General features: G+C 67.9%; 24 protein-coding genes. 7 read left to right on the top strand and 17 right to left on the bottom strand.

The genetic code is table 11. The annotated features are described in order from the left end of the window. Window positions 1-2: 2 nt before the first annotated feature. The 6 genes from fumC to Q1A87_RS09055 form a co-directional block, all read right to left on the bottom strand. Window positions 3-1397 carry a class II fumarate hydratase gene (gene fumC, locus Q1A87_RS09080; protein WP_299650043.1) on the bottom strand — a complete coding sequence of 465 codons (1395 nt, stop codon included), beginning with the start codon at window positions 1395-1397 and terminating at the stop codon, window positions 3-5. Window positions 1398-1471: 74 nt separating this feature from the next. Continuing rightward, window positions 1472-1954: a ClpXP protease specificity-enhancing factor SspB gene (locus Q1A87_RS09075; protein WP_299650040.1), complete on the bottom strand. Its 483-nt coding sequence runs from the start codon at window positions 1952-1954 to the stop codon at window positions 1472-1474. A gap of 196 nt (window positions 1955-2150) precedes the next feature. Further along, on the bottom strand, window positions 2151-3194 hold the full coding sequence (locus Q1A87_RS09070) for an aldo/keto reductase (protein WP_299650037.1): 1044 nt from the start codon (window positions 3192-3194) through the stop codon (window positions 2151-2153). 8 nt (window positions 3195-3202) lie between these two features. After that, complete coding sequence (xth, locus tag Q1A87_RS09065; protein WP_299650034.1) at window positions 3203-3985, bottom strand: exodeoxyribonuclease III; 783 nt, start codon at window positions 3983-3985, stop codon at window positions 3203-3205. Between the two features lie 68 nt (window positions 3986-4053). Next, complete coding sequence (locus tag Q1A87_RS09060; protein WP_299650031.1) at window positions 4054-4461, bottom strand: hypothetical protein; 408 nt, start codon at window positions 4459-4461, stop codon at window positions 4054-4056. Next, on the bottom strand, window positions 4458-5660 hold the full coding sequence (locus Q1A87_RS09055; RefSeq protein WP_299650028.1) for a pyridoxal phosphate-dependent aminotransferase: 1203 nt from the start codon (window positions 5658-5660) through the stop codon (window positions 4458-4460). The genes Q1A87_RS09060 and Q1A87_RS09055 overlap by 4 nt, the downstream gene beginning before the upstream one ends. Window positions 5661-5736: 76 nt before the next feature. Here Q1A87_RS09055 and Q1A87_RS09050 point away from each other — a divergent pair, with 76 nt between their 5' ends. From Q1A87_RS09050 to tig, 4 genes are all read left to right on the top strand, one after another. After that, on the top strand, window positions 5737-6123 hold the full coding sequence (locus Q1A87_RS09050) for a helix-turn-helix transcriptional regulator (RefSeq protein ID WP_299650025.1): 387 nt from the start codon (window positions 5737-5739) through the stop codon (window positions 6121-6123). Next, window positions 6120-6383: a succinate dehydrogenase assembly factor 2 gene (locus Q1A87_RS09045; RefSeq protein WP_299650021.1), complete on the top strand. Its 264-nt coding sequence runs from the start codon at window positions 6120-6122 to the stop codon at window positions 6381-6383. Before Q1A87_RS09050 ends, Q1A87_RS09045 begins: the two co-directional genes overlap by 4 nt. Before the next feature lie 112 nt (window positions 6384-6495). Further along, window positions 6496-6993 (top strand): winged helix DNA-binding protein, encoded by a 498-nt coding sequence (locus tag Q1A87_RS09040; RefSeq protein WP_299650018.1) that lies wholly within the window; start codon window positions 6496-6498, stop codon window positions 6991-6993. A gap of 201 nt (window positions 6994-7194) precedes the next feature. Next, on the top strand, window positions 7195-8520 hold the full coding sequence (gene tig, locus Q1A87_RS09035; protein ID WP_299650015.1) for a trigger factor: 1326 nt from the start codon (window positions 7195-7197) through the stop codon (window positions 8518-8520). A 74-nt stretch (window positions 8521-8594) separates the two neighbouring features. On the opposite strand, the gene Q1A87_RS09030 is transcribed toward tig, so the two are convergent. Then, complete coding sequence (locus Q1A87_RS09030; RefSeq protein ID WP_299650012.1) at window positions 8595-9785, bottom strand: PQQ-dependent sugar dehydrogenase; 1191 nt, start codon at window positions 9783-9785, stop codon at window positions 8595-8597. Between the two features lie 99 nt (window positions 9786-9884). Further along, on the bottom strand, window positions 9885-11843 hold the full coding sequence (locus Q1A87_RS09025) for a bifunctional 2',3'-cyclic-nucleotide 2'-phosphodiesterase/3'-nucleotidase (RefSeq protein WP_299650009.1): 1959 nt from the start codon (window positions 11841-11843) through the stop codon (window positions 9885-9887). 136 nt (window positions 11844-11979) lie between these two features. Between Q1A87_RS09025 and Q1A87_RS09020 the strand changes: the two genes are divergently transcribed. Continuing rightward, window positions 11980-12372 (top strand): four-helix bundle copper-binding protein, encoded by a 393-nt coding sequence (locus Q1A87_RS09020; RefSeq protein ID WP_299650006.1) that lies wholly within the window; start codon window positions 11980-11982, stop codon window positions 12370-12372. A gap of 85 nt (window positions 12373-12457) precedes the next feature. On the opposite strand, the gene rplI is transcribed toward Q1A87_RS09020, so the two are convergent. The 3 genes from rplI to rpsF are packed head-to-tail and all read right to left on the bottom strand — an operon-like array spanning window position 12458 to window position 13697. Further along, window positions 12458-13093 carry a 50S ribosomal protein L9 gene (gene rplI / locus Q1A87_RS09015; protein WP_299650003.1) on the bottom strand — a complete coding sequence of 212 codons (636 nt, stop codon included), beginning with the start codon at window positions 13091-13093 and terminating at the stop codon, window positions 12458-12460. Window positions 13094-13103: 10 nt separating this feature from the next. After that, window positions 13104-13331, bottom strand: coding sequence for a 30S ribosomal protein S18 (gene rpsR, locus Q1A87_RS09010; RefSeq protein WP_299650000.1), 228 nt, complete (start codon window positions 13329-13331; stop codon window positions 13104-13106). Window positions 13332-13343: 12 nt separating this feature from the next. After that, complete coding sequence (gene rpsF / locus Q1A87_RS09005; RefSeq protein ID WP_299649997.1) at window positions 13344-13697, bottom strand: 30S ribosomal protein S6; 354 nt, start codon at window positions 13695-13697, stop codon at window positions 13344-13346. 259 nt (window positions 13698-13956) lie between these two features. On the opposite strand from rpsF, the gene Q1A87_RS09000 reads away from it, so the two are divergent. Next, complete coding sequence (locus tag Q1A87_RS09000) at window positions 13957-14523, top strand: YceI family protein (protein WP_299650267.1); 567 nt, start codon at window positions 13957-13959, stop codon at window positions 14521-14523. A 78-nt stretch (window positions 14524-14601) separates the two neighbouring features. On the opposite strand, the gene Q1A87_RS08995 is transcribed toward Q1A87_RS09000, so the two are convergent. After that, window positions 14602-15060 carry a PRC-barrel domain-containing protein gene (locus tag Q1A87_RS08995; RefSeq protein ID WP_363322975.1) on the bottom strand — a complete coding sequence of 153 codons (459 nt, stop codon included), beginning with the start codon at window positions 15058-15060 and terminating at the stop codon, window positions 14602-14604. Between the two features lie 173 nt (window positions 15061-15233). After that, window positions 15234-16448, bottom strand: a complete 1215-nt coding sequence (locus Q1A87_RS08990; protein ID WP_299649994.1) for an acyl-CoA dehydrogenase — start codon at window positions 16446-16448, stop codon at window positions 15234-15236. Between the two features lie 77 nt (window positions 16449-16525). Here Q1A87_RS08990 and Q1A87_RS08985 point away from each other — a divergent pair, with 77 nt between their 5' ends. Next, window positions 16526-17419 (top strand): MoxR family ATPase, encoded by an 894-nt coding sequence (locus Q1A87_RS08985; protein WP_299649991.1) that lies wholly within the window; start codon window positions 16526-16528, stop codon window positions 17417-17419. Between the two features lie 170 nt (window positions 17420-17589). Here Q1A87_RS08985 and Q1A87_RS08980 read toward each other — a convergent pair whose 3' ends face one another. From Q1A87_RS08980 to Q1A87_RS08965, 4 genes are all read right to left on the bottom strand, one after another. After that, window positions 17590-18738: an aminotransferase class I/II-fold pyridoxal phosphate-dependent enzyme gene (locus Q1A87_RS08980; RefSeq protein WP_299649988.1), complete on the bottom strand. Its 1149-nt coding sequence runs from the start codon at window positions 18736-18738 to the stop codon at window positions 17590-17592. A 419-nt stretch (window positions 18739-19157) separates the two neighbouring features. Beyond that, window positions 19158-20069: a pseudouridine-5'-phosphate glycosidase gene (locus Q1A87_RS08975; RefSeq protein ID WP_299649985.1), complete on the bottom strand. Its 912-nt coding sequence runs from the start codon at window positions 20067-20069 to the stop codon at window positions 19158-19160. A gap of 217 nt (window positions 20070-20286) precedes the next feature. Continuing rightward, window positions 20287-21360: a 4-oxalomesaconate tautomerase gene (locus Q1A87_RS08970; protein WP_299649982.1), complete on the bottom strand. Its 1074-nt coding sequence runs from the start codon at window positions 21358-21360 to the stop codon at window positions 20287-20289. Then, complete coding sequence (locus Q1A87_RS08965) at window positions 21353-22024, bottom strand: 4-carboxy-4-hydroxy-2-oxoadipate aldolase/oxaloacetate decarboxylase (protein ID WP_299649979.1); 672 nt, start codon at window positions 22022-22024, stop codon at window positions 21353-21355. Before Q1A87_RS08965 ends, Q1A87_RS08970 begins: the two co-directional genes overlap by 8 nt. Between the last annotated feature and the right edge of the window lie 8 nt (window positions 22025-22032).

Raw genomic sequence — 22032 nt, 5'->3', positions numbered from 1 at the left:
TCTCAGTCCCTCGGGCCGATCATGTCCTCCGGCCGGACGACCCGGTCGAAGGTTTCCGCATCGACGAGGCCGAGGCCGATCGCCTCCTCGCGCAGCGTCGTGCCGTTGCGGTGCGCGGTCTTGGCTACCTTCGTCGCGTTATCGTAGCCGATCGTCGGAGCGAGCGCGGTGACGAGCATCAGGCTCTCCTTCATCAGCTTGTCGATCCGCTCAACGTTGGCCTGCGTGCCGGCCACCATGTTGTCGGTGAAGCTCGAGGCCGCATCACCCAGAAGCTGCATGGATTGCAGGACGTTGTAGCTCATCATGGGGTTGTAGACATTGAGCTCGAAATGTCCTTGGCTGCCGGCGAAACCCACGGCGGCGTCGTTGCCCATCACCTGCGCGCAGACCATGGTCAGCGCCTCCGCCTGCGTCGGGTTCACCTTGCCCGGCATGATCGAGGAGCCGGGCTCGTTCTCCGGCAGGATCAGCTCGCCGAGACCGGAACGCGGCCCCGAGCCCAGCAGCCGCATGTCGTTGGCGATCTTGAAGAGACTCGCCGCGACCGTCTTCAGCGCGCCGGAGAACATGACCATCGCGTCATGCGCGGCCAGCGCCTCGAACTTGTTGGGCGCGGTGACGAAGGGCAGGCCGGTGATCTCCGCGATCTCGGCCGCGACCTTCTCGGCGAAGCCCTTGCGCGTGTTGAGCCCGGTGCCGACCGCCGTGCCGCCCTGCGCCAGCTCGTAGATGTCGGGCAGGCAGGCCTCCACCCGCTCGATCCCCTTCGCGACCTGGTGCGCGTAGCCGCCGAACTCCTGACCGAGCGTCAGCGGGGTCGCGTCCTGCGTATGCGTGCGGCCGATCTTGATGATGTCGGCGAACTCGTCGGATTTCGCCCGCAGCGCGGCGTGCAGCTTGCGCAATCCGGGCAGGAGCACGTCGCGAGCGGTCATCCCGATCGCGACGTGCATCGCCGTCGGAAACGTGTCGTTCGACGACTGGCCCATGTTGCAATGGTCGTTCGGATGAACGGGAGACTTCGACCCGATCTGGCCGTTCAGAATCTCGATGGCCCGGTTCGCGATGACCTCGTTGGCGTTCATGTTCGACTGGGTTCCCGAGCCCGTCTGCCAGACGACGAGGGGGAAGTTGTCGTCGAACCGGCCGTTCACGACCTCCTGCGCCGCCTGCTCGATGGCCTGCGCCAGATCCGCGTCGAGGTCGCCGAAATCGAGGTTCACCCGCGCCGCCGCCAGCTTGATGACGCCGAGGGCACGAACGATGGCCACGGGCTGCTTCTCCCAGCCGATCGGGAAGTTCCGGATCGACCGCTGGGTCTGCGCGCCCCAGTACTTGTCGGCGGGCACGTCGAGGGGGCCGAAGCTGTCGGTCTCGGTGCGGGCTTCGGTCATCGTCGGCTCCGTCGAATCTGCGGCGCGCCGGTCACGTGCCGCTTGGGTGGCAGGGGCGCGTCAGGCAACCCACTTCATTTTCGGAACCGGTCGAGGCGCACGATCTCCGCGTCCTGATGCGGCTCGTCGCTCTCCTCGATTTCTTCGAAGGGGGCTTCCTCCGCGGTCCCGTCCGGGTCGTCGTCCGGATCGGCGCTGCGATGCTCGAATCGGAACCCGAACTCGACCGACGGATCCACGAAGGTCTTCATCGCGCCCCAGGGCACGGTGATCGGCTCCGGATTGTCGCCGAAGTTCAGGACCACCGAAAAGCCGTCCTCGCGCACGTCGAGCGCATCGAACCAGTGCTGGAGCACGATGGTCATGTCGTCGGGATAGCGTTCGCGCAGCCAGTCCGCGATCTCGACACCCGGATGGTTCGTGTCGAAGGAGATGAAGAAGTGATGCTCCCCGGGCAGTCCGTCTTCCGCGACGCGTCGCAAGACCCGCGCGATCAGGCCGCGCATGGCGTCGTGCATCATCGTGCCGTAGTCGATCGTGTCGGATGTATCGGCCATGAACCCCGCGCCTCTCCTTTCGGGCATGATAGAACAGAGGTCCCGCGCACCGGCAAGGGGGCCCCGGGGACTGCGTGGAACCCATGACCGTTTCGTCCGGCCCGATCGCTGACCATGCAGCAGCGTGCGACCGGGAATCGGCAGCGCGGCGTCGTCGACTTCCAGTCAGTTGGCCTGCAATCCCCCGGCACTCGCCCTAGTAGGGCAGGGGATTGCTCCGGTTGATCGCGTCGATGGCGGAGACGAGCTCTTCGGAGAGGACCATGTCCTGCGCCTTCAGCCCGTGGGCGAGTTGCTCGGCGTTCGTTGCCCCGAGAATGGCCGAACAGGCAAAAGGCCGGGTCTGGAGCCAGGCCAGCGCCATGTGGACCGGGTCGATCCCGTGCGCCCGCGCGAGTTCCAGGTAGATGCCGGTGATGGGCTCGACCCGTTCGGACCACCGCCCGCCCATCCCCTCGTTGATCGACCGGCGCGACCCCTCGGGCAGCACGCCGTTCTGGTACTTTCCCGTCGCGATTCCGGCCGCGAGCGGCGAGAAGGCGAGCATCGTGACGTCCTCGTAGACCATCATCTCGGTGAGATCGGTATCGGCAAGACGGAACAGCAGCGAGTACTCGTTCTGGATCGAGACCGGGCGGGCGGGCCCGTCGCCCGCGACGTCGTGCGCGGCGAGGCGGAGCCACTGGTCCATGCCCCAGGTCGACTCATTCGACGTCCCGAAAGCGCGGATCGTCCCGCGCGCGATCTCCCGCTCCAGCGCGCCCACGCAATCGGCCATGTCCTGCAGGATCGCGTCCCGTCGGCCCTCGGGGCGATAGTTCCAGTACTTCCGGAACTGGAAGCTGCCCCGGTTTGGCCAGTGGAACTGGTAGAGGTCGATCATCTCGACCCGGAGCCGCTTCAGCGACGCCTCGATCACGCGCGGGATACTCGCCGACGTGATCGGCGCGCCGTCATGCGCGAGCCCGCCTTCGCCCGCATGCTTCGTGGCGATGCGGATTCGGTCTGCGTTCCCCTTCGCGACCCAGTTGCCGACGATCGTCTCGGTGTCCCCGACCGTCTCCGCGCGGACGGGGTTCACCGGATACATCTCCGCCGTGTCGAGCCATGTCACGCCGGCCTCGATCGCCATGTCGAGCTGTTGGTGGGCGTCCGTCTCCCCGGTTTGCCGGCCCCAGGTCATGGTGCCGAGCATGATCTCGGAAATGGTGTCGTGTCGGCCGAGCGGTACGGTGCGCATGAAGTCTCCTAGAGGTCGAGGTCGAGCCAGACCGGAACGTGGTCGGACGGCTTCTCTCGCCCCCGCATCTCGGTCTGGATGGTGCAATCCCGCATCCGGTCCGCGATGGCGGGCGAAAGCAGGAAATGGTCGATGCGGATGCCGTCACCGCGGTCCCAGGCGCCGGCCTGGTAGTCCCAGAAACTGTAATGGCCGGGGGCGGGCGTGCGGGCACGGAACGCCTCGGTCAGGCCGAGGTTCAAAAGCCGCCGCCACGCCGCGCGTGTCGCGGGCAGGCCGAGCGCGTCGGTCTCCCAGACCTCCGGCCGCTTCGCATCCCGCGCGTCAGGGATCACGTTGAAGTCTCCGGTCATCAGGAACGGAATTTCGGCGGCGAGCAGGTCCCGCGCCCGCGCCTCGAGCCGCGCCATCCAGCCGAGCTTGTAATCGTATTTCGGGCCCGGCGCCGGATTGCCGTTGGGCAGGTACAGCCCGCAGACGCGCACCGCCCCCGCGTCGCCGATCACCGTGCCCTCGATGTAGCGCGCCTGCTCGTCCGTCTCGTCTCCGGGCAGGCCGCGCGTCACGTCCTCGACGGGCGTCTTCGACAGGAGGGCCACGCCGTTGAAGCCCTTCTGGCCATGGACATGCAGCTCGTAGCCCGCATCCTCGATCACCTCCCGGGGGAAGACCGCGTCGGCGGACTTGATCTCCTGCAGGATCGCGACGTCGGGCGCGTCCTCGCGCAACCAGTCGGACACGGTCGCATGGCGCGCCTTGATGCCGTTGATGTTGTAGGTCGCGATCTTCATGGGTCTGGCGTCTTTGCTTCTCAAATATCCCGGGGGACGCGCGGAGCGCGGGGGGCAGCGCCCCCGTCTCAGCCGCCGATGAAGCGCTCGGCCCGTTTTCTCGCGAGCACCGCGCGCAGGTCGTGCATCGCCAGCAGCAGCCGGTCCGTCACCGCTTCGAGATCCTCCGGCGTCGCATGCGCCTGCGCCCATTGCGCCGCGAGGTTCAGCCGCTCGGCCAGTTCGGTCATTCCGGACACCTCCCGCCGGCTCAGTTCGGTGGTCCGTTCTCCGGCCCAAGCCTCGATGGCGGCCCGGTCATCCGCATTCAACTCGCCGCCCCCCTGCGGCCGGATCTCCCCGTTGCGGACATTCACCGTCGCGATCGGCGCCAGCTCGAGTCGCTGTGCCCGGTTCTCGGTCTCAATCCTGAACACCAGGGCACCATTCTCCTTCACGCGGAAATAATAGGGTGGAAGCGCGCCGGTCTCGGTCACGTGAGCCCCTCGCAGAAGCGCCGGATCCGGAGGCAGGCCTCGCGCAGCGCGTCCTCGCCCGTCGCGTAGCTGACGCGAAAATGCGGGCTGGAACCGAAGGCCGCGCCGAAGACGACGGCGACGTTCTCCTCCTCCAGAAGCGCCGTCGCGAAGGCCTCGTCGTCGTTGATCGTCATGCCCCCGCGGCTGGTCTTGCCGATGCAGCCGGCAATCGACGGGTACACATAGAACGCGCCTTCGGGGCGCGGACAATCGATGCCGGGGCAGGCGTTCAGCCCTTCGACCACGAGGTCGCGCCGCTTTCGGAACAAGGCCTGGTTCGGGCGGATGAAGTCCTGCGTGCCCTCGAGCGCTTCGAGCGCCGCGTACTGGCTGACCGAGCAGGGATTGGACGTCGATTGCGACTGCACCTTCCGCATCGCCGCGATCAGCGCCTCCGGTCCGGCGGCGTAGCCGATCCGCCAGCCGGTCATCGCATAGGCCTTGGAGACGCCGTTCACCGTGAGCGTGCGGTCGTAGAGCTTCGGTTCCACTTGTGCGGGTGTGGCGAAGACGAAGTTGTCGAAGACCAGATGCTCGTACATGTCGTCGGAAAGTACCCAGACATGCGGATGCCGCAGAAGCACGTCGGTCAGTCCCTTCAGCTCCTCGGCCGAATAGGCCGCGCCGGTCGGGTTCGACGGCGAGTTGAAGACGAACCACTTGGTCCGCTCGGTGATCGCCGCCTCGAGCGCGTCGGGCGTCAGCTTGAAGGCCGTCTCGATCCCCGCCTCCGCGATGACAGGCTCACCCCCTGCCAGAAGGACCATGTCCGGGTAGCTTACCCAGTAGGGCGCAGGGATCACCACTTCGTCGCCGAAGTCGAGCGTCGCCACGAAGGCGTTGTAGAGGACCTGCTTGCCGCCGGTGCCGACGCTCACCTGCGACGGCGCGTAATCCAGCCCGTTGTCGCGCCTGAACTTGTCGCAGATCGCCTGCTTCAACTCCGGGATGCCGTCGACGGCGGTGTATTTGGTGTGGCCGTCCTCGATGGCGCGAATGGCCGCGGCCTTGATGTTCTCGGGCGTATCGAAATCCGGCTCGCCCGCGCCCAGGCCGATCACGTCGCGACCCGCCGCCCGAAGCTCGCGCGCCTTGTTCGTCACCGCGATGGTGGGCGACGGCGCCACGCGGGCGAGGGTGTCGGAAAGGAACGCCATGAGGTCGGGACTCCGGGTTGGCAGGGGGTCGGACCCGTCCTAGGTTGCGCTTGACCGGCAATCAAGGAGCCTCGCGATGGACGAGACGACCGAGACCGCAGATTGGTACGATCCCGCGGCGACGACTTTCGGCGATCGCCTGACCGGCGCGCGCGAGGCGGCGGGCCTCGACGTCGAGGGGCTGGCCGAACGGCTGGGCGTTAAGGTCAAGACGATTCGCGGCTGGGAGGGCGACCGGACGGAGCCACGCGCCAATCGCGTTTCGATGCTCGCGGGCATCCTGAACGTGTCGCTCGTCTGGCTGATGACGGGCGTCGGCAAGGGCCCCGCGACCACCGAGACGCCCCGCGACGGTGAGATGCTGGAGGAGGTCGGGCGCCTCGCGCGGGAGGCGGCGGGCCTGACCGACCGGTTGCGGATGCTCGAGACCCGGCTCCGCGCTCGCCTCGAGGAGGATCGGTGAGCGACACGGCGACGCGGCGAAAGCGCCTGCGCATCCGCGCCTGGCGTCGCGGCATCAAGGAAATGGACCTTATCCTCGGCGGTTATGCCGACGACCGTCTCGCCGGGATGGACGAGACCGAGATCGCGACCTTCGAGGCCGCGCTCGACGAGAACGACCACGACCTCTTCGCCTGGGTGACCGGGCAGGACGCGCCGCCGCCCCGCTTCGCGCCGCTGATGGCGGAACTCTCCGCCCGCAATTCCGGCCGCGCGCGCTGAACACCGTTCGACATCTCGTCGAAGCCGTTGCAAGTTCTCGCTTCGTTTAACGAAATATCAGTTTGTTGACGCTCTATTCCGCGCACTGACATTGCGAGAACTAGGGCAAGCCATGAGCCGACTGGACAACATTCAACCCCGGAACCAGCCGGACTTCATGTCCGGCTATCTCGACGCGCTGACATTGGTGGAACGTCTGCACCGCCTCCTGCTGGACGTCATCAAGGACGAGTTCGAACGCCTCGGTCTGCTCGAGGTCAACGCCGTGCAGGGCCTTCTTCTCTTCAACATCGGCGAGAACGAGGTGACCGCAGGCGAGCTGAAGTCGCGCGGCTACTATCAGGGCTCCAACGTGAGCTACAATCTCAAGAAACTCGTCGAGATGGGCTACATGCATCATCAGCGTTGCGAGATCGACCGCCGCGCCGTCCGCGTCCGCCTGACCGCCAAGGGCCGCGAGGTCCGCGACGCGATCGCGGCGCTGTTCACCCGCCATGCCGACGGCATCCGCCATACCGGTGTCCTCTCGGATGCGGGCCTCGTGGAGATCGTCGCGACGCTGCGCCGGGTGGAGCGCTACTGGTCCGACCAGATCCGCTACATCTACTGAACGCGAGGGACGCGACCGGCCGCCCCGCGTCACTCGATCTGCGGGCAGAATGCCCGTTCCCGCGCCGGTGAAACCGGCTTGCGTCCCAATCCTTCCGCTCATACAGACGGCCACGATTTCACCCCGCCTTTCCGGCGGGGCGTTTGCATATGCAGCCGGGCCCGCAAGGCCCGCGCCCGGAACGGACGGAAGGATGCTCCCATGCTGGTCACCGAGACCCTGAACGAAGGCCTCAAGCGCGGCTATACCATCACGGTGCCCGCCGCCGATCTCGACACGAAGGTCAACGAGAAGCTGACCGAGGCGCAGCCCTCGGTCGAGATGAAGGGCTTCCGCAAGGGCAAGGTCCCGATGGCGCTTCTCAAGAAGCAGTTCGGCCAGCGCCTGATGGGCGAGGCCATGCAGGAGGCCATCGACGGCGCGATGGGCGAGCACTTCCAGGCGTCGGGCGACCGTCCCGCGATGCAGCCCAAGGTCGAGATGGCCAACCAGGACTGGAAGGAAGGCGACGACGTCGAGGTCACGCTGAGCTACGAGGCGCTGCCGCAGGTGCCCGACGTGGATTTCGCCGGCGTCGAGATCGAGAAGCTCTCGGTCGAGCCGGCCGAATCCGATATCGACGAGGCGCTGAAGAGTCTCGCGCAGAACGCGCAGACCTTCGAGGCAAAGGAGGGCGCGGCCGAGAACGGCGACCAGGTCGTGTTCGATTTCCTGGGCAAGGTCGACGGAGAGCCGTTCGACGGGGGCGCTGCCGACGACTACCCGCTCGTCCTCGGCTCGGGCAGCTTCATTCCCGGCTTCGAGGAGCAACTCGTCGGCGTCTCGAAGGGTGAGGAGAAGCAGGTCGAGGTCAGCTTCCCGGCCGAGTACCAAGCGCCGCATCTGGCCGGCAAGGCCGCGACCTTCGACTGCACCATCAAGGACGTGAAGAAGCCGGCCGAGGCCGAGATCAACGACGACCTCGCCAAGCAGTTCGGCTCCGACAGCCTCGATGCGCTGAAGACGCAGATCTCCGACCGCCTGAAGGGCGAGTACGACAGCGCCGCGCGCCAGGTGGTCAAGCGGCAGCTCCTCGATCAGCTCGACGACCTCGTGACCTTCGACCTCCCGTCCTCGCTCGTCGATGCCGAGGCGCAGCAGATCGCGCACCAGCTCTGGCACGAGGAGAACCCGGACGTGCAGGGCCACGACCACCCGAAGATCGAGCCGACCGACGATCACCGCAAGCTTGCCGAGCGTCGCGTGCGTCTGGGCCTGCTCCTCGCGGAGCTCGGCCAGAAGGAGGAGGTCCAGGTTTCCGACGCCGAGATGACGCAGGCGATCATGACGCAGGCGCGGCAGTACCCGGGTCAGGAGCGCGAGTTCTTCGAGTTCATCCAGAAGAACCAGCAGGCGCAGCAACAGCTCCGCGCTCCGATCTTCGAGGACAAGGTGATCGACCTGATCCTGGAGCGGGCGAACGTGACCGAGAAGACGGTCACGAAGGAGGAGTTGCAGGCCGAGGTCGAGAAGCTCGAAGAGATCTGAGCGACTCCACCGGTTCGCCGGAATTGGAGAAGGGCGCCCGCGGGGCGCCCTTTTTCGTCGACGCTTAAGCGCGATCAGCTTTCGGGAGACGGTCGGACGTGGATCAGGCTGCCGCTTTCGAAATCGGTAATCACGAGGAACGATCCGTCGTCCTGGATCTCCACGTCGCGGATGCGGCCCTGGTCGCGGAGCAGGCGTTCCTCCTCGACGACATGGCCTTCGTCGTTCAACGCCAGTCGGACGACACCGCCGGGATAGAGCGATCCGATCAGGGCGTCGCCGTTCCACTCCGCGAAAGTATCGCCGGAATGAAAGGTCATGCCGCCGGGCGCAATCACCGGATCCCAGAAGTAGACCGGCTGCTCCATGCCTTCCTGCACCGCGTCACCGGACCCAATCGGCTGTCCGGAATACTGCTTGCCATAGGAGATGACCGGCCAGCCGTAGTTGAGTCCCGCTGCCGGCCGGTTCAACTCGTCGCCCCCCTTCGGACCGTGCTCGATGGTCCACAGCGTGCCGTCCGCGTCGAGTGCGGCGCCCTGGATGTTGCGATGGCCATAGGACCATATCGTGTCGGTCGCGTCGTCCTGCCCGACATACGGATTGTCCTCGGGCGTCGCGCCGTCGAGGTCGATGCGGATCACCTTGCCGTAGGTCTTGTCGAGATCCTGCGCGTAAACCCGTGTTTCCATCGAGGAATGCTCTCCGGTCGTCACGAAGGCGGTACCGTCACCGGGAAAGACGATGCGGCTGCCGTAGTGCTTGGCGGTGTCGTCGGGCGGGTCCTGCACGAAGATATCCTCGACACCTTCGAGCGCGGACAGGTCGTCGCTCAACGTTCCCCGCGCGGCGGCGGTTGCCGAGAGGCCGTCGCCCATCGGTTTGGAATAGGTCAGGTAGACCATCCGGTCGGTCTCGAAATCGGGACCGAGCGCCACGTCGAGCAGCCCGCCCTGATCGACGGCATGGACCTCGGGCACCCCGCCGATCGGCTCCGACACGGAGCCGTCGGGCAGGACGTGACGCAACCGTCCCGGCCGTTCCGTCACGAGCCAGCCATCCGCGTCGGGCAGGGTGGCGATGCCCCAGGGATGGACGAGGTCGCTGGCGATCACCTCGAGATCGAGCTCGACCCCGCTCGGCGTGATCGGGGCGCGGAACTGCTCGGGGAAGGCCGGCTCGAAATCGGTGTTCCGGCCTCCGTAGTTGAAGTCCTGCGCCATGGCGCAGGCGGGCAGGGCGGCGAGAAGGATGGCGAAGCGCATGCGGATCGTCTCCGGTCTGGTGTCGGTTGCCGGAAACGATAGCGCATCCCGCGGATTTATCAGGCCGGTCCGTCTCACAACCGCGTCAGGCGGCGTTCGCTAGAGCGTCAGACGGTACCGCAGGAACCCGTCCTCGTCGATGCCCATCTCCTCCAGGTCGAGGCCCGGCACGTCCCCGGCATAGGCGGTCGCCGCCGGGCCGGTCTCGAACACGACGCTGGTCCCGTCGAGCGGCAGGAAGCCCCAGTTCGCGTCCGCCGACGGGCTGATCGTGCCCTGCTCGACGATGTAACGAACGATGACGTCGCGGTTCGTGTCCGGCGCCTCGACGACGATGGTCGACCCGTCGGCCCCGGGGAAGTTGCCGCCGCCGCCCGCGCGGTAATTGTTGGTGGCGACGATGAACGCCTGCGCGGGGTCGATCGGCGCGCCCTCGTAGCTCAGGTCCACGATGCGGTTCGCCTCCGGGTTCACGAATACGCCTTCCGCGTCGTATTTCGAGGGCTGGCTCAGGTCGATCCGGTAGGACACGCCGTCGATCACGTCGAAATTGTAGCTCGGGAAATCCGGGTTCAGCAGGATCGCGTCCGCGCTGCCCGGCTCGATTTGGTTGAACATGCCGGCGGAGCGTTCGAGCCAGTCCTTCACCTGCGCCCCGGTGATGCGCACGGCGCGCACCGTGTTCGGATAGAGGTAGAGGTCGGCCACGTTGCGGATCGCCACGTCGCCCGCCGGGACGTCGGTATAATAGTCCGGACCCCCGCGGCCGCCGGCCTTGAAGGGCGCGGCCGCCGACAGGACGGGCAGGTCCTCGTGCTCCGAGCCGGCCAGAAGCTGCTCGACATACCATTTCTGTGCGATCGAGACGATCTGAACGGACGGATCGTCGGCGACGAGCGCGAAGTACGAATGGAGCGGCGCGTCCGTCTTGCCGACCGGACGGCGCACGTAGTCCAGCGTCGCCTGGTGGTCGTCCTCGGTCACCGCCAGCACCGACTCCACGCTCTCGACCTGCGGCTCCCAGTCGCCGTCCTCGTCGCGGGTCGCGATGGGGCGGATCTCCTGCGTGCTCGCCGCGATGCGCCAGCCGTTTCCGTCCCGCTCGAGGAGCAGGTCGACGAGACCCATGTGACTGCCCCAGAAGCCGGGCATGACGGCGGGCTTGCCATGGATCAGGCCGGCCTCGGCATCCACCCCCTCGAGTCCGGCATAGGTCTCGCCCGGGAACTCCTGATGGTGGTGACCGGTCAAAACGACGTCGATCCCCTCGACGGCGGCGAGGGGGATGGAGGCGTTCTCCATCATCTCGGTATATTCGACCGGGCCGATCCCGGAATGCGAGAGGGCCACCACGATGTCCGCGCCGTCCTCCCGCATTTGCGGCACGTAGGCCTCGGCCGCCGCGACGATGTCGCGGACGGTGACGTTGCCCTCCAGATGCGCACGGTCCCAGCGGAGGACCTGCGGCGGGGTGAAGCCGATCACCCCGATGCGGATGGGATGCGTCTCGCCGGCGCCGTCGGTCAGCTCCCGGTCGAGGATGACGTAGGGCGGCACCAGCGTCTCGTCCTCGGTGATCGACGCGCCCTCGCGGCGGACGACGTTCGACAGGACGACCGGGAAGGCCGCTCCGGCCAGCGCGGTCTCGAGGAACTCGAGCCCGTAGTTGAACTCGTGGTTGCCGATCGTGCCGGCATCGTAGCCCACGGTATTCATCGCGGCGATGACGGGGTGGATGTCGCCTGCCTTCAGCCCACGCTCGTAGGCCATGAAGTCGCCGAGCGGGTTGCCCTGCAGGAAGTCGCCGTTGTCGAGGACGATCGCGTTGCCGGCCTCCGCGCGCAGATCCTCGATCAGCGCGGCAGTCCGCGCGAGGCCCACGGTATCGATCTCGCGGTCGGCGTAATAGTCGTAGGGCCAGACATGGACATGCAGGTCCGTCGTCTCGGCGATGCGCAGATGCGCCTGACCCGCCTGCGCCCGGGCGGCGAAGGGATGGACGGCGACGAGGCCGGTCGCGGCACTGGATGCGAGGAAGCGTCGGCGGGAGAGGATCATCGGTGGCTCCGCGAGGTCAGGGTGAGTCGCGGGCAGGATAGCCGGTTTACCGGCGGATGCACGACGCGACGGACGGCGCGGAACGGTCGGCGGCTTCGCCCGTTGGGTCGCCGAGTTCAGCCAAGGGAGATACCTGATGTCCATCAAGGAAATGATCGCCGAGCACCCAGACGTCGCGGGCCATGACAACGAGTTCCTGGGGCAGGCCGTGCGCCACGCGATGTATTGCGCCGCGATCTGCAATTCCTGCGCCGATGCCTGCGCCGCGGAGCCGAACGTGGCCGAGCGGGTCGACTGCATCCGCAAGTGCAACGACTGCTCGGATATCTGCGAGGCGACCTACCGCGTGGCGACGCGGCGCACGGGCAGCAACGAGGCGCTTCTGAAGGCAACGCTCGAGCTCTGCATCCAGGCCTGCGAGACCTGCGCGGAGATGTGCGAGATGCACGACGACGCCCATTGCAAACGTTGCGCGACGATGTGCCGGGAATGCGCCGAGGATTGCCGGAAGGCCGCGGCCAACCTCTGACGTCGCGATCCGTCCGACCGGACATGGGTCGAAACGAGAAAGGGCCGCCCGATGGGGCGGCCCTTTCCCTGTCGGATGGATCGGATCAGCTCGGCTGCTCTTCCCCGCCCGTGTCGCTTTCGGGCGTGGGGACCGGGCCGCTCCGGTCGTCGCCGTATTCGTCGGCAGCGCCGCCGATATCGTCGAACAGCTCGGAGATCTCGAATTCCGCCGCGGCCTCTTCCTCGGCCGCAAGATCCTGAATGGACTTGCCCGACGCCTGAAGCTCGGCCTCCTCGGGGGAGCGCGCGACGTTCAGCTCGATTTCCAGCTCGACCTCGGGGTGCAGGCGCACCGTGACCTTGTGCAGGCCGAGATACTTGATCGGCTGCTGGAGCGCGACCTGCCCGCGGTTCACGGTATAGCCGGCCTCGGTCGCCGCCTCGGCCGCGTCGCGCGTGGTGACGGAGCCGTAGAGCGCGCCGGAATCGGAGGCCTGACGGATGATGACGAACTGCTCGCCGTTGAGGCGGGCGGCCATCGAGTCGGCCTCCTTCTTCGTTTCGAGGTTGTCGGCCTCGAGTTGCGCCTTGCGGCCCTCGAACGCCTTCACGTTGGCATCCGACGCGGTGAGCGCCTTGCCTTGCGGCAGAAGGAAGTTGCGGGCGTAGCCGGGCTTGACGTCCACGACCTCGCCCATCTGGCCGAGCTTGGCCACGCGTTCCAGAAGGATCACTTGCATGTCGCTCTCCTCACTTCACGGCATAGGGCAGGAGCGCCAGGAACCGCGCGCGCTTGATCGCACGGGCGAGGCGGCGCTGGTTCTTGGCGGAGACGGCGGTGATGCGCGCCGGGACGATCTTGCCGCGCTCGCTGACGTAGCGTTGCAGCAGGCGAGTGTCCTTGTAATCGATCTTGGGCGCGTTCGGGCCCTCGAACGGATCGGTCTTGCGACGGCGGAAGAATGGTTTTGCAGCCATGATATGCTCTCCTTACCGGCGCTCGCGGCGGGTATCCCGCTCGTCGCGCTTCTGCATCTGGACCGAGGGACCTTCCTCGTGGGCGTCGACCTTCACGGTCAGCACGCGCATGACGTCGTCGTGCAGCCGCGCGAGACGCTCCATCTCGTGCACCGCGTCCGAGGGGGCGTCGGTGCGCAGGAAGGCGTAATGCCCCTTGCGGTTCTTGTTGATCTTGTAGGCCATCGTCTTGACGCCCCAGTACTCGCTGTCGACGACGGTGCCGCCATTGTCCGCGAGGACGGTGCTGAAATGTTCGACGAGGCCCTCGGCCTGCGCGGAGGACAGATCCTGCCGCGAAATCATCACATGCTCGTAGAGCGGCATGTTCACTCCTGTCTTGTCGGCGCGCGTTTCATAGTCCGGAGCAAAGGGCCCGCCCCCCGGACACGAGAGACCACGCGGAATGGGTGCATGGCGGGTGGGCCGCGTATAGCGACGTGGGCACGGCATGCAAGGGGCCGCGTCCGCGGCGAACCGACCGGACATGCACAGACCTTGTTCGTGCAGATGTCTATCCGGCGCGTCCCTCGATCGCGTATCGGGACGTTGCAAAATCATTCCTGAACCCGGAGACATCATCGTGATCCGCACCACACTCGCCGCACTCTTCCTCGCGACGCCCGGCTTCGCCGAACCCGTCGCCTACACGCTCGACTCGGCGCACAGCCAGGTCGTGTTCACCTACGAGCATCTCGGCTTCTCGACCACGACCGGCATGTTCTCCGGGTTCGAGGGCGAGATCATGTTCGACGCCGAGGACCCCGCCGCGTCCTCTGTGGAGGTATCGATGCCCACGGCGTCGATGATCACCGGCTGGCAGCCGCGGGAAGAGCATTTCATGACCGAGGATTTCCTCGACGCCTCCCAGAACGAGGCCATCCGCTTCGTCTCGACCGGCATCGAGGTCACCGGGGAGGACACGGCGCTCATCACCGGCGACCTGACCGTCAACGGCGTCACGCAGGAGGTCGTCCTCGACACGAAGCTCAATCAGGCCGGGGAGCATCCGATGGAGGGCAAGCCGTGGCTCGGCTTCGATGCCAGCGCGACGGTCCTGCGGTCCGACTTCGACGCGGGCGCCTTCGCGCCGATGGTCTCCGACGAGATCGAGGTGATGATCTCAATCGAGGCGATGCAGGCCGGGGCCTGATCGTTCCGGGTCCGGATTGGAAAGCCTGAAACGAAAAGGGAGGGCCGAAGCCCTCCCGATCCGTGATGTCGGACTAGCTCAGTTGAACCAGCCTTCGTCGACCGAGGGCAACTCCTCGAGCTGCTCCTCGCTGAGCCGCGTGATGTAGCTGTAGGTCTGGTCGTCCACCGCTTCGAGGCGCAGGTCCTCGACCGGGACCATCACGTGCTTGTCGCCGATATCCAGAAAACCACCGACTTCGGCGACGATCCCGACCATCTGGCCGCCTTCGTCGAGCACGATGTCCTCGATCTCGCCGATCTGGGCGTAATCGGTGCCGTAGGCGTAGTTGTTGTAGCTGTACGCGTCCCGGTTCGCCGTATCCATCCAGGTGGTGTCGTCGTACTGGTCCGCGATCGAATAGACCGGGCCGCCTGTGATGTCGCGCGTCCGGATAAGGTCGGACATGTCTGCCATCGCGTCCTGCGCGAGTGCGGCCAGGGGCGCGCCACCGGCGATTGCGGCGGCGAGGGCGGTCGTTACAAGGGGCTTCATCATTGTGTGGGCTCCTTTTCGTTGCAAGATACGAACTCGACGCACACGTTCCGATGAAGTTCCATGCAAATACAACCGGTCCGGAGCCGTACGAAGCCTGAAAGGGGCCGTTCTTCGCAAAGCCGCCCTCGCCATCCGCGCCGGTCCGATGGGACGGCGATCCGGTTCGTTTGACGTCAGAAGAACGCCTGCAGCCCCGTCTGCGCGCGGCCGAGGATCAGGGCATGGACGTCGTGGGTGCCCTCGTAGGTGTTCACCGTCTCAAGGTTCATCATGTGGCGGATCACCGGATATTCCTCGGAGATGCCGTTGCCGCCATGCATGTCGCGCGCCAGTCGCGCCACGTCGAGCGCCTTGCCGCAATTGTTGCGCTTGATCATCGAGATCAGCTCCGGCGCAGCCTTTCCCGCGTCCAGCAACCGACCCGCCTGCAAGGCGCCCTGCAGGCCGAAGGCGATCTCGGTCTGCATGTCGGCCAGCTTCTTCTGGAACAGCTGCGTCTGCGCGAGCGGCCGGCCGAACTGCTTGCGATCGAGCCCGTATCGCCGCGCCGCGTGCCAGCAGGTTTCCGCCGCGCCCATCACGCCCCAGGCGATGCCGTAGCGTGCCCGGTTGAGGCAGCCGAACGGGCCCTTCAGCCCCTGCACGTTCGGCAGGAGCGCGTCCTCGCCGACCTCGACGCCGTCCATGACGATCTCGCCCGTGGTCGAGGCGCGGAGGCTCTGCTTGCCCTTGATCCGGGGCGCGCTGAGCCCCGTCATGCCCTTCTCGAGCACGAAGCCGCGGATCTTGCCGTCATGCGCGTCGGACTTGGCCCAGACGACGAAGACGTCGGCGAAAGGCGCGTTCGAGATCCACATCTTCGCACCGTCGATCCGGTAGCCGCTCTCGGTCTTCACCGCGCGCGTCTTCATGCTCGCCGGGTCGGAGCCGGCATCCGGCTCGGTCAGGCCGAAGCAGCCGATCAGGTCGCCCGCCGCGAGACCGGGCAAATATTTCCGCCGCTGCTCCTCGGACCCGTAGGCGTGGATCGGGTACATCACGAGCGAGGATTGCACCGACATCATTGACCGGTAGCCGGAATCGACGCGCTCGATCTCTCGCGCGACGAGGCCGTAGGTCACGTAGTCCGAGCCGAGCCCGCCGTATTCCTCCGGGATCGTCACGCCGAGCAGACCGGCCGCGCCCATCTTGGCGAACAGTTCCGGCGCGTCGAGCTCGTCGCGGTAGGCGTCGCGGACGACGGGGGCCAGCTCGCCCTGCGCGAAGGCGCCCGCCGCGTCGCGCAGCATCCGCTCCTCCTCGGTGAGCTGATCCTCCAGACGGAACGGGTCGGCCCAGTCGAACTGTCCCAGATCCGGGCCGCGGCCCTCGGTTGCCGTATCCTTCATGGCATCGTCCTCCGTTTGCTCTCAGATACGCCCCCGAATGCGCGACGGCAACGCGGCTTGACCGCACGGGTCCGCTCATGCCCCATGCGCCGATGGACTCGATCGACGACGTGCAGGCGCGGCTCGCGGAACAGGACTACGTTTGCGGGCGAGCGCTCGCGACGGTGGTGTTCCTCGCGCTCGCGCTCGACCGGCCGATCTTCCTCGAAGGCGAAGCGGGGACCGGCAAGACCGAGATCGCCAAGGCGCTCGCCGCGACGCTCGGGCGGCGGCTGATCCGGTTGCAATGCTACGAGGGGCTCGACGCGCATTCGGCGGTCTACGAGTGGAACTTCGCCGCGCAGATGGTGGCGATCCGCCGGGCGGAGGCCACGCAGACCGCGCCGCCCGACCTGTTCTCCGACGACTTCCTGATCGCGCGCCCCTTGCTCGAGGCGATGCGGCCGCAGCCGGGCGGACCGCCGGTCCTGCTGATCGACGAGATCGACCGCACCGACGCGCCGTTCGAGGCGTTTTTGCTCGAGGCGCTGTCGGATCATCAGGTCACGATCCCCGAGACCGGGACCGTGAAGGCGCCCGCGCCGCCGATCGTGATCCTCACCTCGAACCGCACGCGCGAGGTGCATGACGCCTTGAAAAGACGGTGTCTTTATCACTGGGTGGACTACCCCGACCATGCCCGCGAGATGGAGATCCTCGCTGCCCGCGCGCCCGAGGCGGCGGAGCGCCTGAGCCGGGAGGTCGTGGCCTTCGTGCAGCGTCTGCGGGGCGAGGATCTGTTCAAGCGGCCGGGCGTGGCGGAGACGATCGACTGGGCCAAGTGCCTGCTGGCGCTCGACGTGATCGACCTCTCCCCGGAGGTGATCGCCGACACGCTGGGCGCCTTGCTGAAGTATCAGGACGACATCCAGCGGCTGCAGGGGTCGGAGGCGAAGCGCATCCTCGACGAGGTGCGTGCCGAGATCGGCTGACGGGAGGGGCGTGTTACCGCTGTGTTATGGCTGTGTTACGGCTGTGGCACAGGTGTGGGATAGGTCCGAGGCCGCGCCGGTCCGCCCCCGTGGGCGGGGCTTCTCCCCCGTTCGCTGCCCGGGGTTGCCCTCTCGTCCTGTGGGGCCGAGCCGGATCCGTCGCGCACATCCTATCCCGCGCGCAGCGTGGCCCGTTCTCCCGCATGCCGCGCGAGGAAGGCCGAGACCCGCGGCAGGCCGGCTTCCAGCGCCGCGGGGTCGTTGGCGAAGCCGATGCGGACATATCCCTCCATCCCCATCGCCGAGCCGGGGGTGAAGAGCACGCCTTCCTCGGCCAGCAGGTCGAGGCAGAAGCGCTCGGAGGACAGGTCGAGGTCGTAGGCCACGAGCGCTGTCGTTCCGGCGCGCGGGCGCACCCAGTCGAGATGCGGCTCCGACCCGATCCACATGTCGATCAATGCGAGGTTGCCCCGCGTGATGCGCCGCGAGCGGTCGAGCACGCGGTCGGCGCTTTCGAGCGCGAGCGCGGCGAGGTGGTCGTCGATCAGGCCGACCGAGATCGTGTTGTAGTCGCGGTGCCGCGATACCGCCGTGCGGACCTCCTCGGGCCCCACGACCCAGCCGAGCCGGAGCCCGGCGAGCGCGAAGGCCTTGGACATGCCGGCCGTCGAGATGCCCCGCTCGTAGAGGTCCACGACCGACGGCCCGATGGAATCGTCGTCCTGCGCCGTGCCGCGATAGACCTCGTCGACGAGAAGCCAGGCGCCGGCCGCGCGTGCGATCTCCACGATCCGTTCGAGCCCCGCCCGGTCGATCAGCGCGCCGGTCGGGTTGTTGGGGTTGGTCAGCGCGACCATGCGCGTGCCCGGCGTCACCGCGCGGGCGAGGGCGTCCGTGTCGGGCAGCCAGTCCTCCTCGGCGCGGAGCGGGAACCGGACGACCTCGGCGCCGAGGCTCTCGGGGATCGAGACATGCTGCTGGTAGGTCGGCACGAGGCTCACGACCCGGTCGCCTGCGCCCACCATCGCCTGCCAGACGAGGGCGTTCGCGCCGGCGGTGCCGTGCGCGACGATCACGTCGTGGCGGGTCGCATCCGCGTAGAGGGCGGCGATCGCGTCGCGCAGGCGGTCGGAGCCCTCGATCGCGCCGTAGCCCAGTTTGCGCGGCAGAAGCTCCGCCAGCGCGTCGGCGTTTCGGCCCGTCAGGCGCAGGAGCTCGTCCAGCGTTAGGCTCGACACGCAGGTCTCGGCGAGATTGATGGCGCAATCGTTCTCGTGCGCGTTCATCCATATCTCGACGCCGAACGGCTCGATTTGCATGGGAGGCTCCTTTTCGGGATGTCGGACGCTACCTGACCGCATCGGGCATGCGGGGTCCAGCCCGGTGGGTCAGGCGGGTGGGAAGGCGGCGGAGGATAGAGACGACAAGGGCAGGGTCCGGCGGCGGGCGGGAAGGAGTCGCCGCCGATTTGCCGAAGGGTCGCATCAGCTGACGGGATGGATTCGAGGGTCGTTCTCGTCACGACGCGGAAACGACGGGCCATGGCGAATGGCGCTCTCTACGACGCAATGACCGCAGCCATGGCTTAATTCAGCGATCGGTTCGCCCGGCGGCAACGCCGGGCAGCCCCCGTCCGCCCCCCAGGGCGGGGGCTTTGCCCCCACCCGCGGCCGGGGGCTGCCCTGATCGACTCTCAGCCATAAGGCTGCTTCGGATTCTGGCGTCTCGTCTTCGGCGCTCAGCCGGCGAGCTCGACGGCGATCCGCGCCGCGAGGCGGGCGTTGTTCCGCACCAGCGCGATGTTCGTGGCGAGGCTGCGGCCCTCCGACCGGGTCGCGATCCGCTCGAGCAGGAATGGGGTGAGATCCTTGCGCGACACGCCCTGCGTCGCGGCCGCGTCGATGGCCTCCGCGATGATGCCGTCGATCTCGGCGGGTGCGAGCGCGTCCGCCTCCGGGACCGGGTTGGCGATCAGCAGGCCGGTGCCGGAGCCGAGGCGGAGATGAAGGTCCACCGCCCGCGCGATCTCCTCCGGCGTGTCGAGGCGGTGGTCGGCGCGTTTGCCGCTGTCGCGGGCGTAGAAGGCGGGGAAGGCGTCGGTGCCGTAGGCGATGACCGGCACGCGCTGGCTCTCCAGCACTTCGAGCGTCTTCGGGATGTCGAGGATCGACTTCACCCCGGCGCAGACGACCGCGACCTCGGTCCGGCCGAGTTCCGCCAGGTCGGCCGACACGTCCCACGTCTCCTCCGCGCCGCGATGCACGCCGCCCACGCCGCCGGTGGCGAAGACGCGGATGCCCGCGAGCGCGGCGAGCCGCATCGTGCAGGAGACGGTCGTGCCCGCGCTGCCGCCGCGCGCCATGATCGCGGCGAGGTCGCGGCCCGAGGCCTTGGCGACGTCCGGGCGGGCGACGAGCGCGTCGAGATCGGCCGCCGACAGCCCGACCCTGGGCCGCCCGTCGAGCACCGCGATGGTGGCCGGAACGGCGCCTTCGGCCCGGATGTCGTCCTCGACGGCGCGGGCGGTCTCGACGTTCCGGGGATGCGGCATGCCGTGGGTGACGATGGTCGATTCCAGCGCGACCACGGCGCGGCCCGCGTCGAGCGCCGCCCGGACGTCGGGATGGATGTCGATGAGGTCTGCGGTCATTCGGGGATCTCTCCTTCGTGACGGCCCCTCGGCAGGGTGGCGAAGGGCGGCGCCGCGCTTCTAACGCGGCGGACGGCGGAGTCGAGCCGTGGCGTCCTCGGAGACCTGCGGCAGGGCGGACGGGTCGTGGAACAGGGCTGATGCGACGGGACCGGCGCGGTTCCATCGTCCGTCGCGGCGCCGACGACCGGCGGACACGGAGCGCACGGGACCCGGCCTAGACCGAGGCTCGTCCGGGCGCCGGGTAGACGATGCCGTCCATGAGGAGGCGGGCGGTGCGCACGGTGCCGGTGCGGATTACGCGGCCCGTTCCGTCGCGTTCGATCAGGACCTCCGCCGCGCCGGACGGATGCTCGACGCGGAACGTGTCGCCGTCGGGCAGGGCCGCGAGCGCGGCGGCGGGCGATCCGTCGAGCGTGCAGGCCGTCGCCACCGTGATGGCGGCGAAGACGCCGATGCTGGCGTGGCATCGGTGCGGAATGAAGGCGCGCGTGCCGACGACGCCCCCTGCGCGGGGGGGCGAGACGAGGATCATCTTCGGGACGGATTTCTCCGCGACGTCCCCGAGGTTCATCCGCGGCCCCGCCGCCAGCCGGATCGCCTCGATCCGGTCCTTCAGGCCCGTATCGGCATCGAGTGCCGCGCGATCCTCCGTGCCCTCGATCCCGAGATCCGAGGCCCGCAGGATGACGCAGGGCATTCCGTTGTCGATCAGGGTGCAGTCGTGCCCGCCGACCCGGTCCACCACCTTGCCTGTGGGCAAGAGCGCGCCGCACATCGAGCCGGCGACGTCGTCGAACATCAGCGGCACCGCGGCATGGCATCCGGGCACGCCGTCGATCGCCGCGTCGCCACCGTAGGCGACGCGCCCGCCCGGCGTGGCGATGCGCGCGGTCGCGACCTCGCCGGTATTGACCATGCGGATGCGGAGTTCGGTCTCGCCGTCTACGGACGCAACGAGGCCCCGATGGATGGCGGCGGGGCCGATGGCGGCCAGCATGTTGCCGCAGCCCTGCGCGTCCGACACCAGCGGGCGGTCGACGAAGACCTGCAGGAAGAGGTAGTCGACATCCGCCGCCGCGTCCGCCGAGGGCGAGATCACCGCCACCTTGGAGGTCAGCGGATCGGCCCCGCCGATGCCGTCGATCTGGGCCGGGTCGGGGGAGCCCATGATCCGCAGCAGGAGCGAGTCGCGGTCGGCGGGGTCGGCGGGCAGGTCGCGGGCCAGGAACACCGCGCCCTTCGACGTGCCGCCGCGCATCCAGAGGCAGGGCAGGCCCGCCTCATTCATAGCGCAGGCCGAGCGCCTCCAGCGCGCCGCGCATGTCGTACATGTCGAGGCCCAGCTCCCCCGCGGCGAGCCTCCGCCGCTTCTCGTCCTCGGCCGCGATACGCGTCTTCGCGCGGTCGAGCACGGCCGCGGCATCGCCACGGGGGACGACGCAGACCCCGTCGTCGTCGGCGACGATGACGTCGCCCGCCGCGATGGCCTGTCCGCCGCAGACGATGGGCACGTTCACGTCGCCGAGGCTGGCCTTCACCGTGCCCTGCGCGCTGATCGCGCGGGACCAGACGGGGAAGCCCATCTCCTCCAGATCGGCCACGTCGCGCACGCCCGCGTCGATCACCAGCCCGCGGCAACCCCGCGCGAGGGCCGAGGTGGCGATGAGGTCGCCGAAATAGCCGTCGGTGCAGGGCGAGGTCGGGGCGAGCACGAGCACGTCGCCCTCCCGGACCTGCTCGATGGCGACATGGAGCATCCAGTTGTCGCCGGGGGGCGCACTGATCGTGACGGCGCTGCCGGCGATGCGCGCGCCGCGCCAGACCGGGCGCAGATGGGGGGCGAGGCAGCCCGTGCGTCCCTGCGCCTCGTGGACCGTGGCGACGCCCGCGCGGCCGAGCGCCTCGATGATGGCGGGGTCGGCACGTTCGATGTTCTGTTTCACGACCGGCATGTCAGGTC

Source organism: uncultured Jannaschia sp., from assembly GCF_947494055.1.
Taxonomy (GTDB): Bacteria; Pseudomonadota; Alphaproteobacteria; order Rhodobacterales; family Rhodobacteraceae; genus Jannaschia.
The sequence above is the reverse complement of the archived record's forward strand: the minus strand, read 5'-3'. Positions and strand labels throughout refer to the sequence as shown.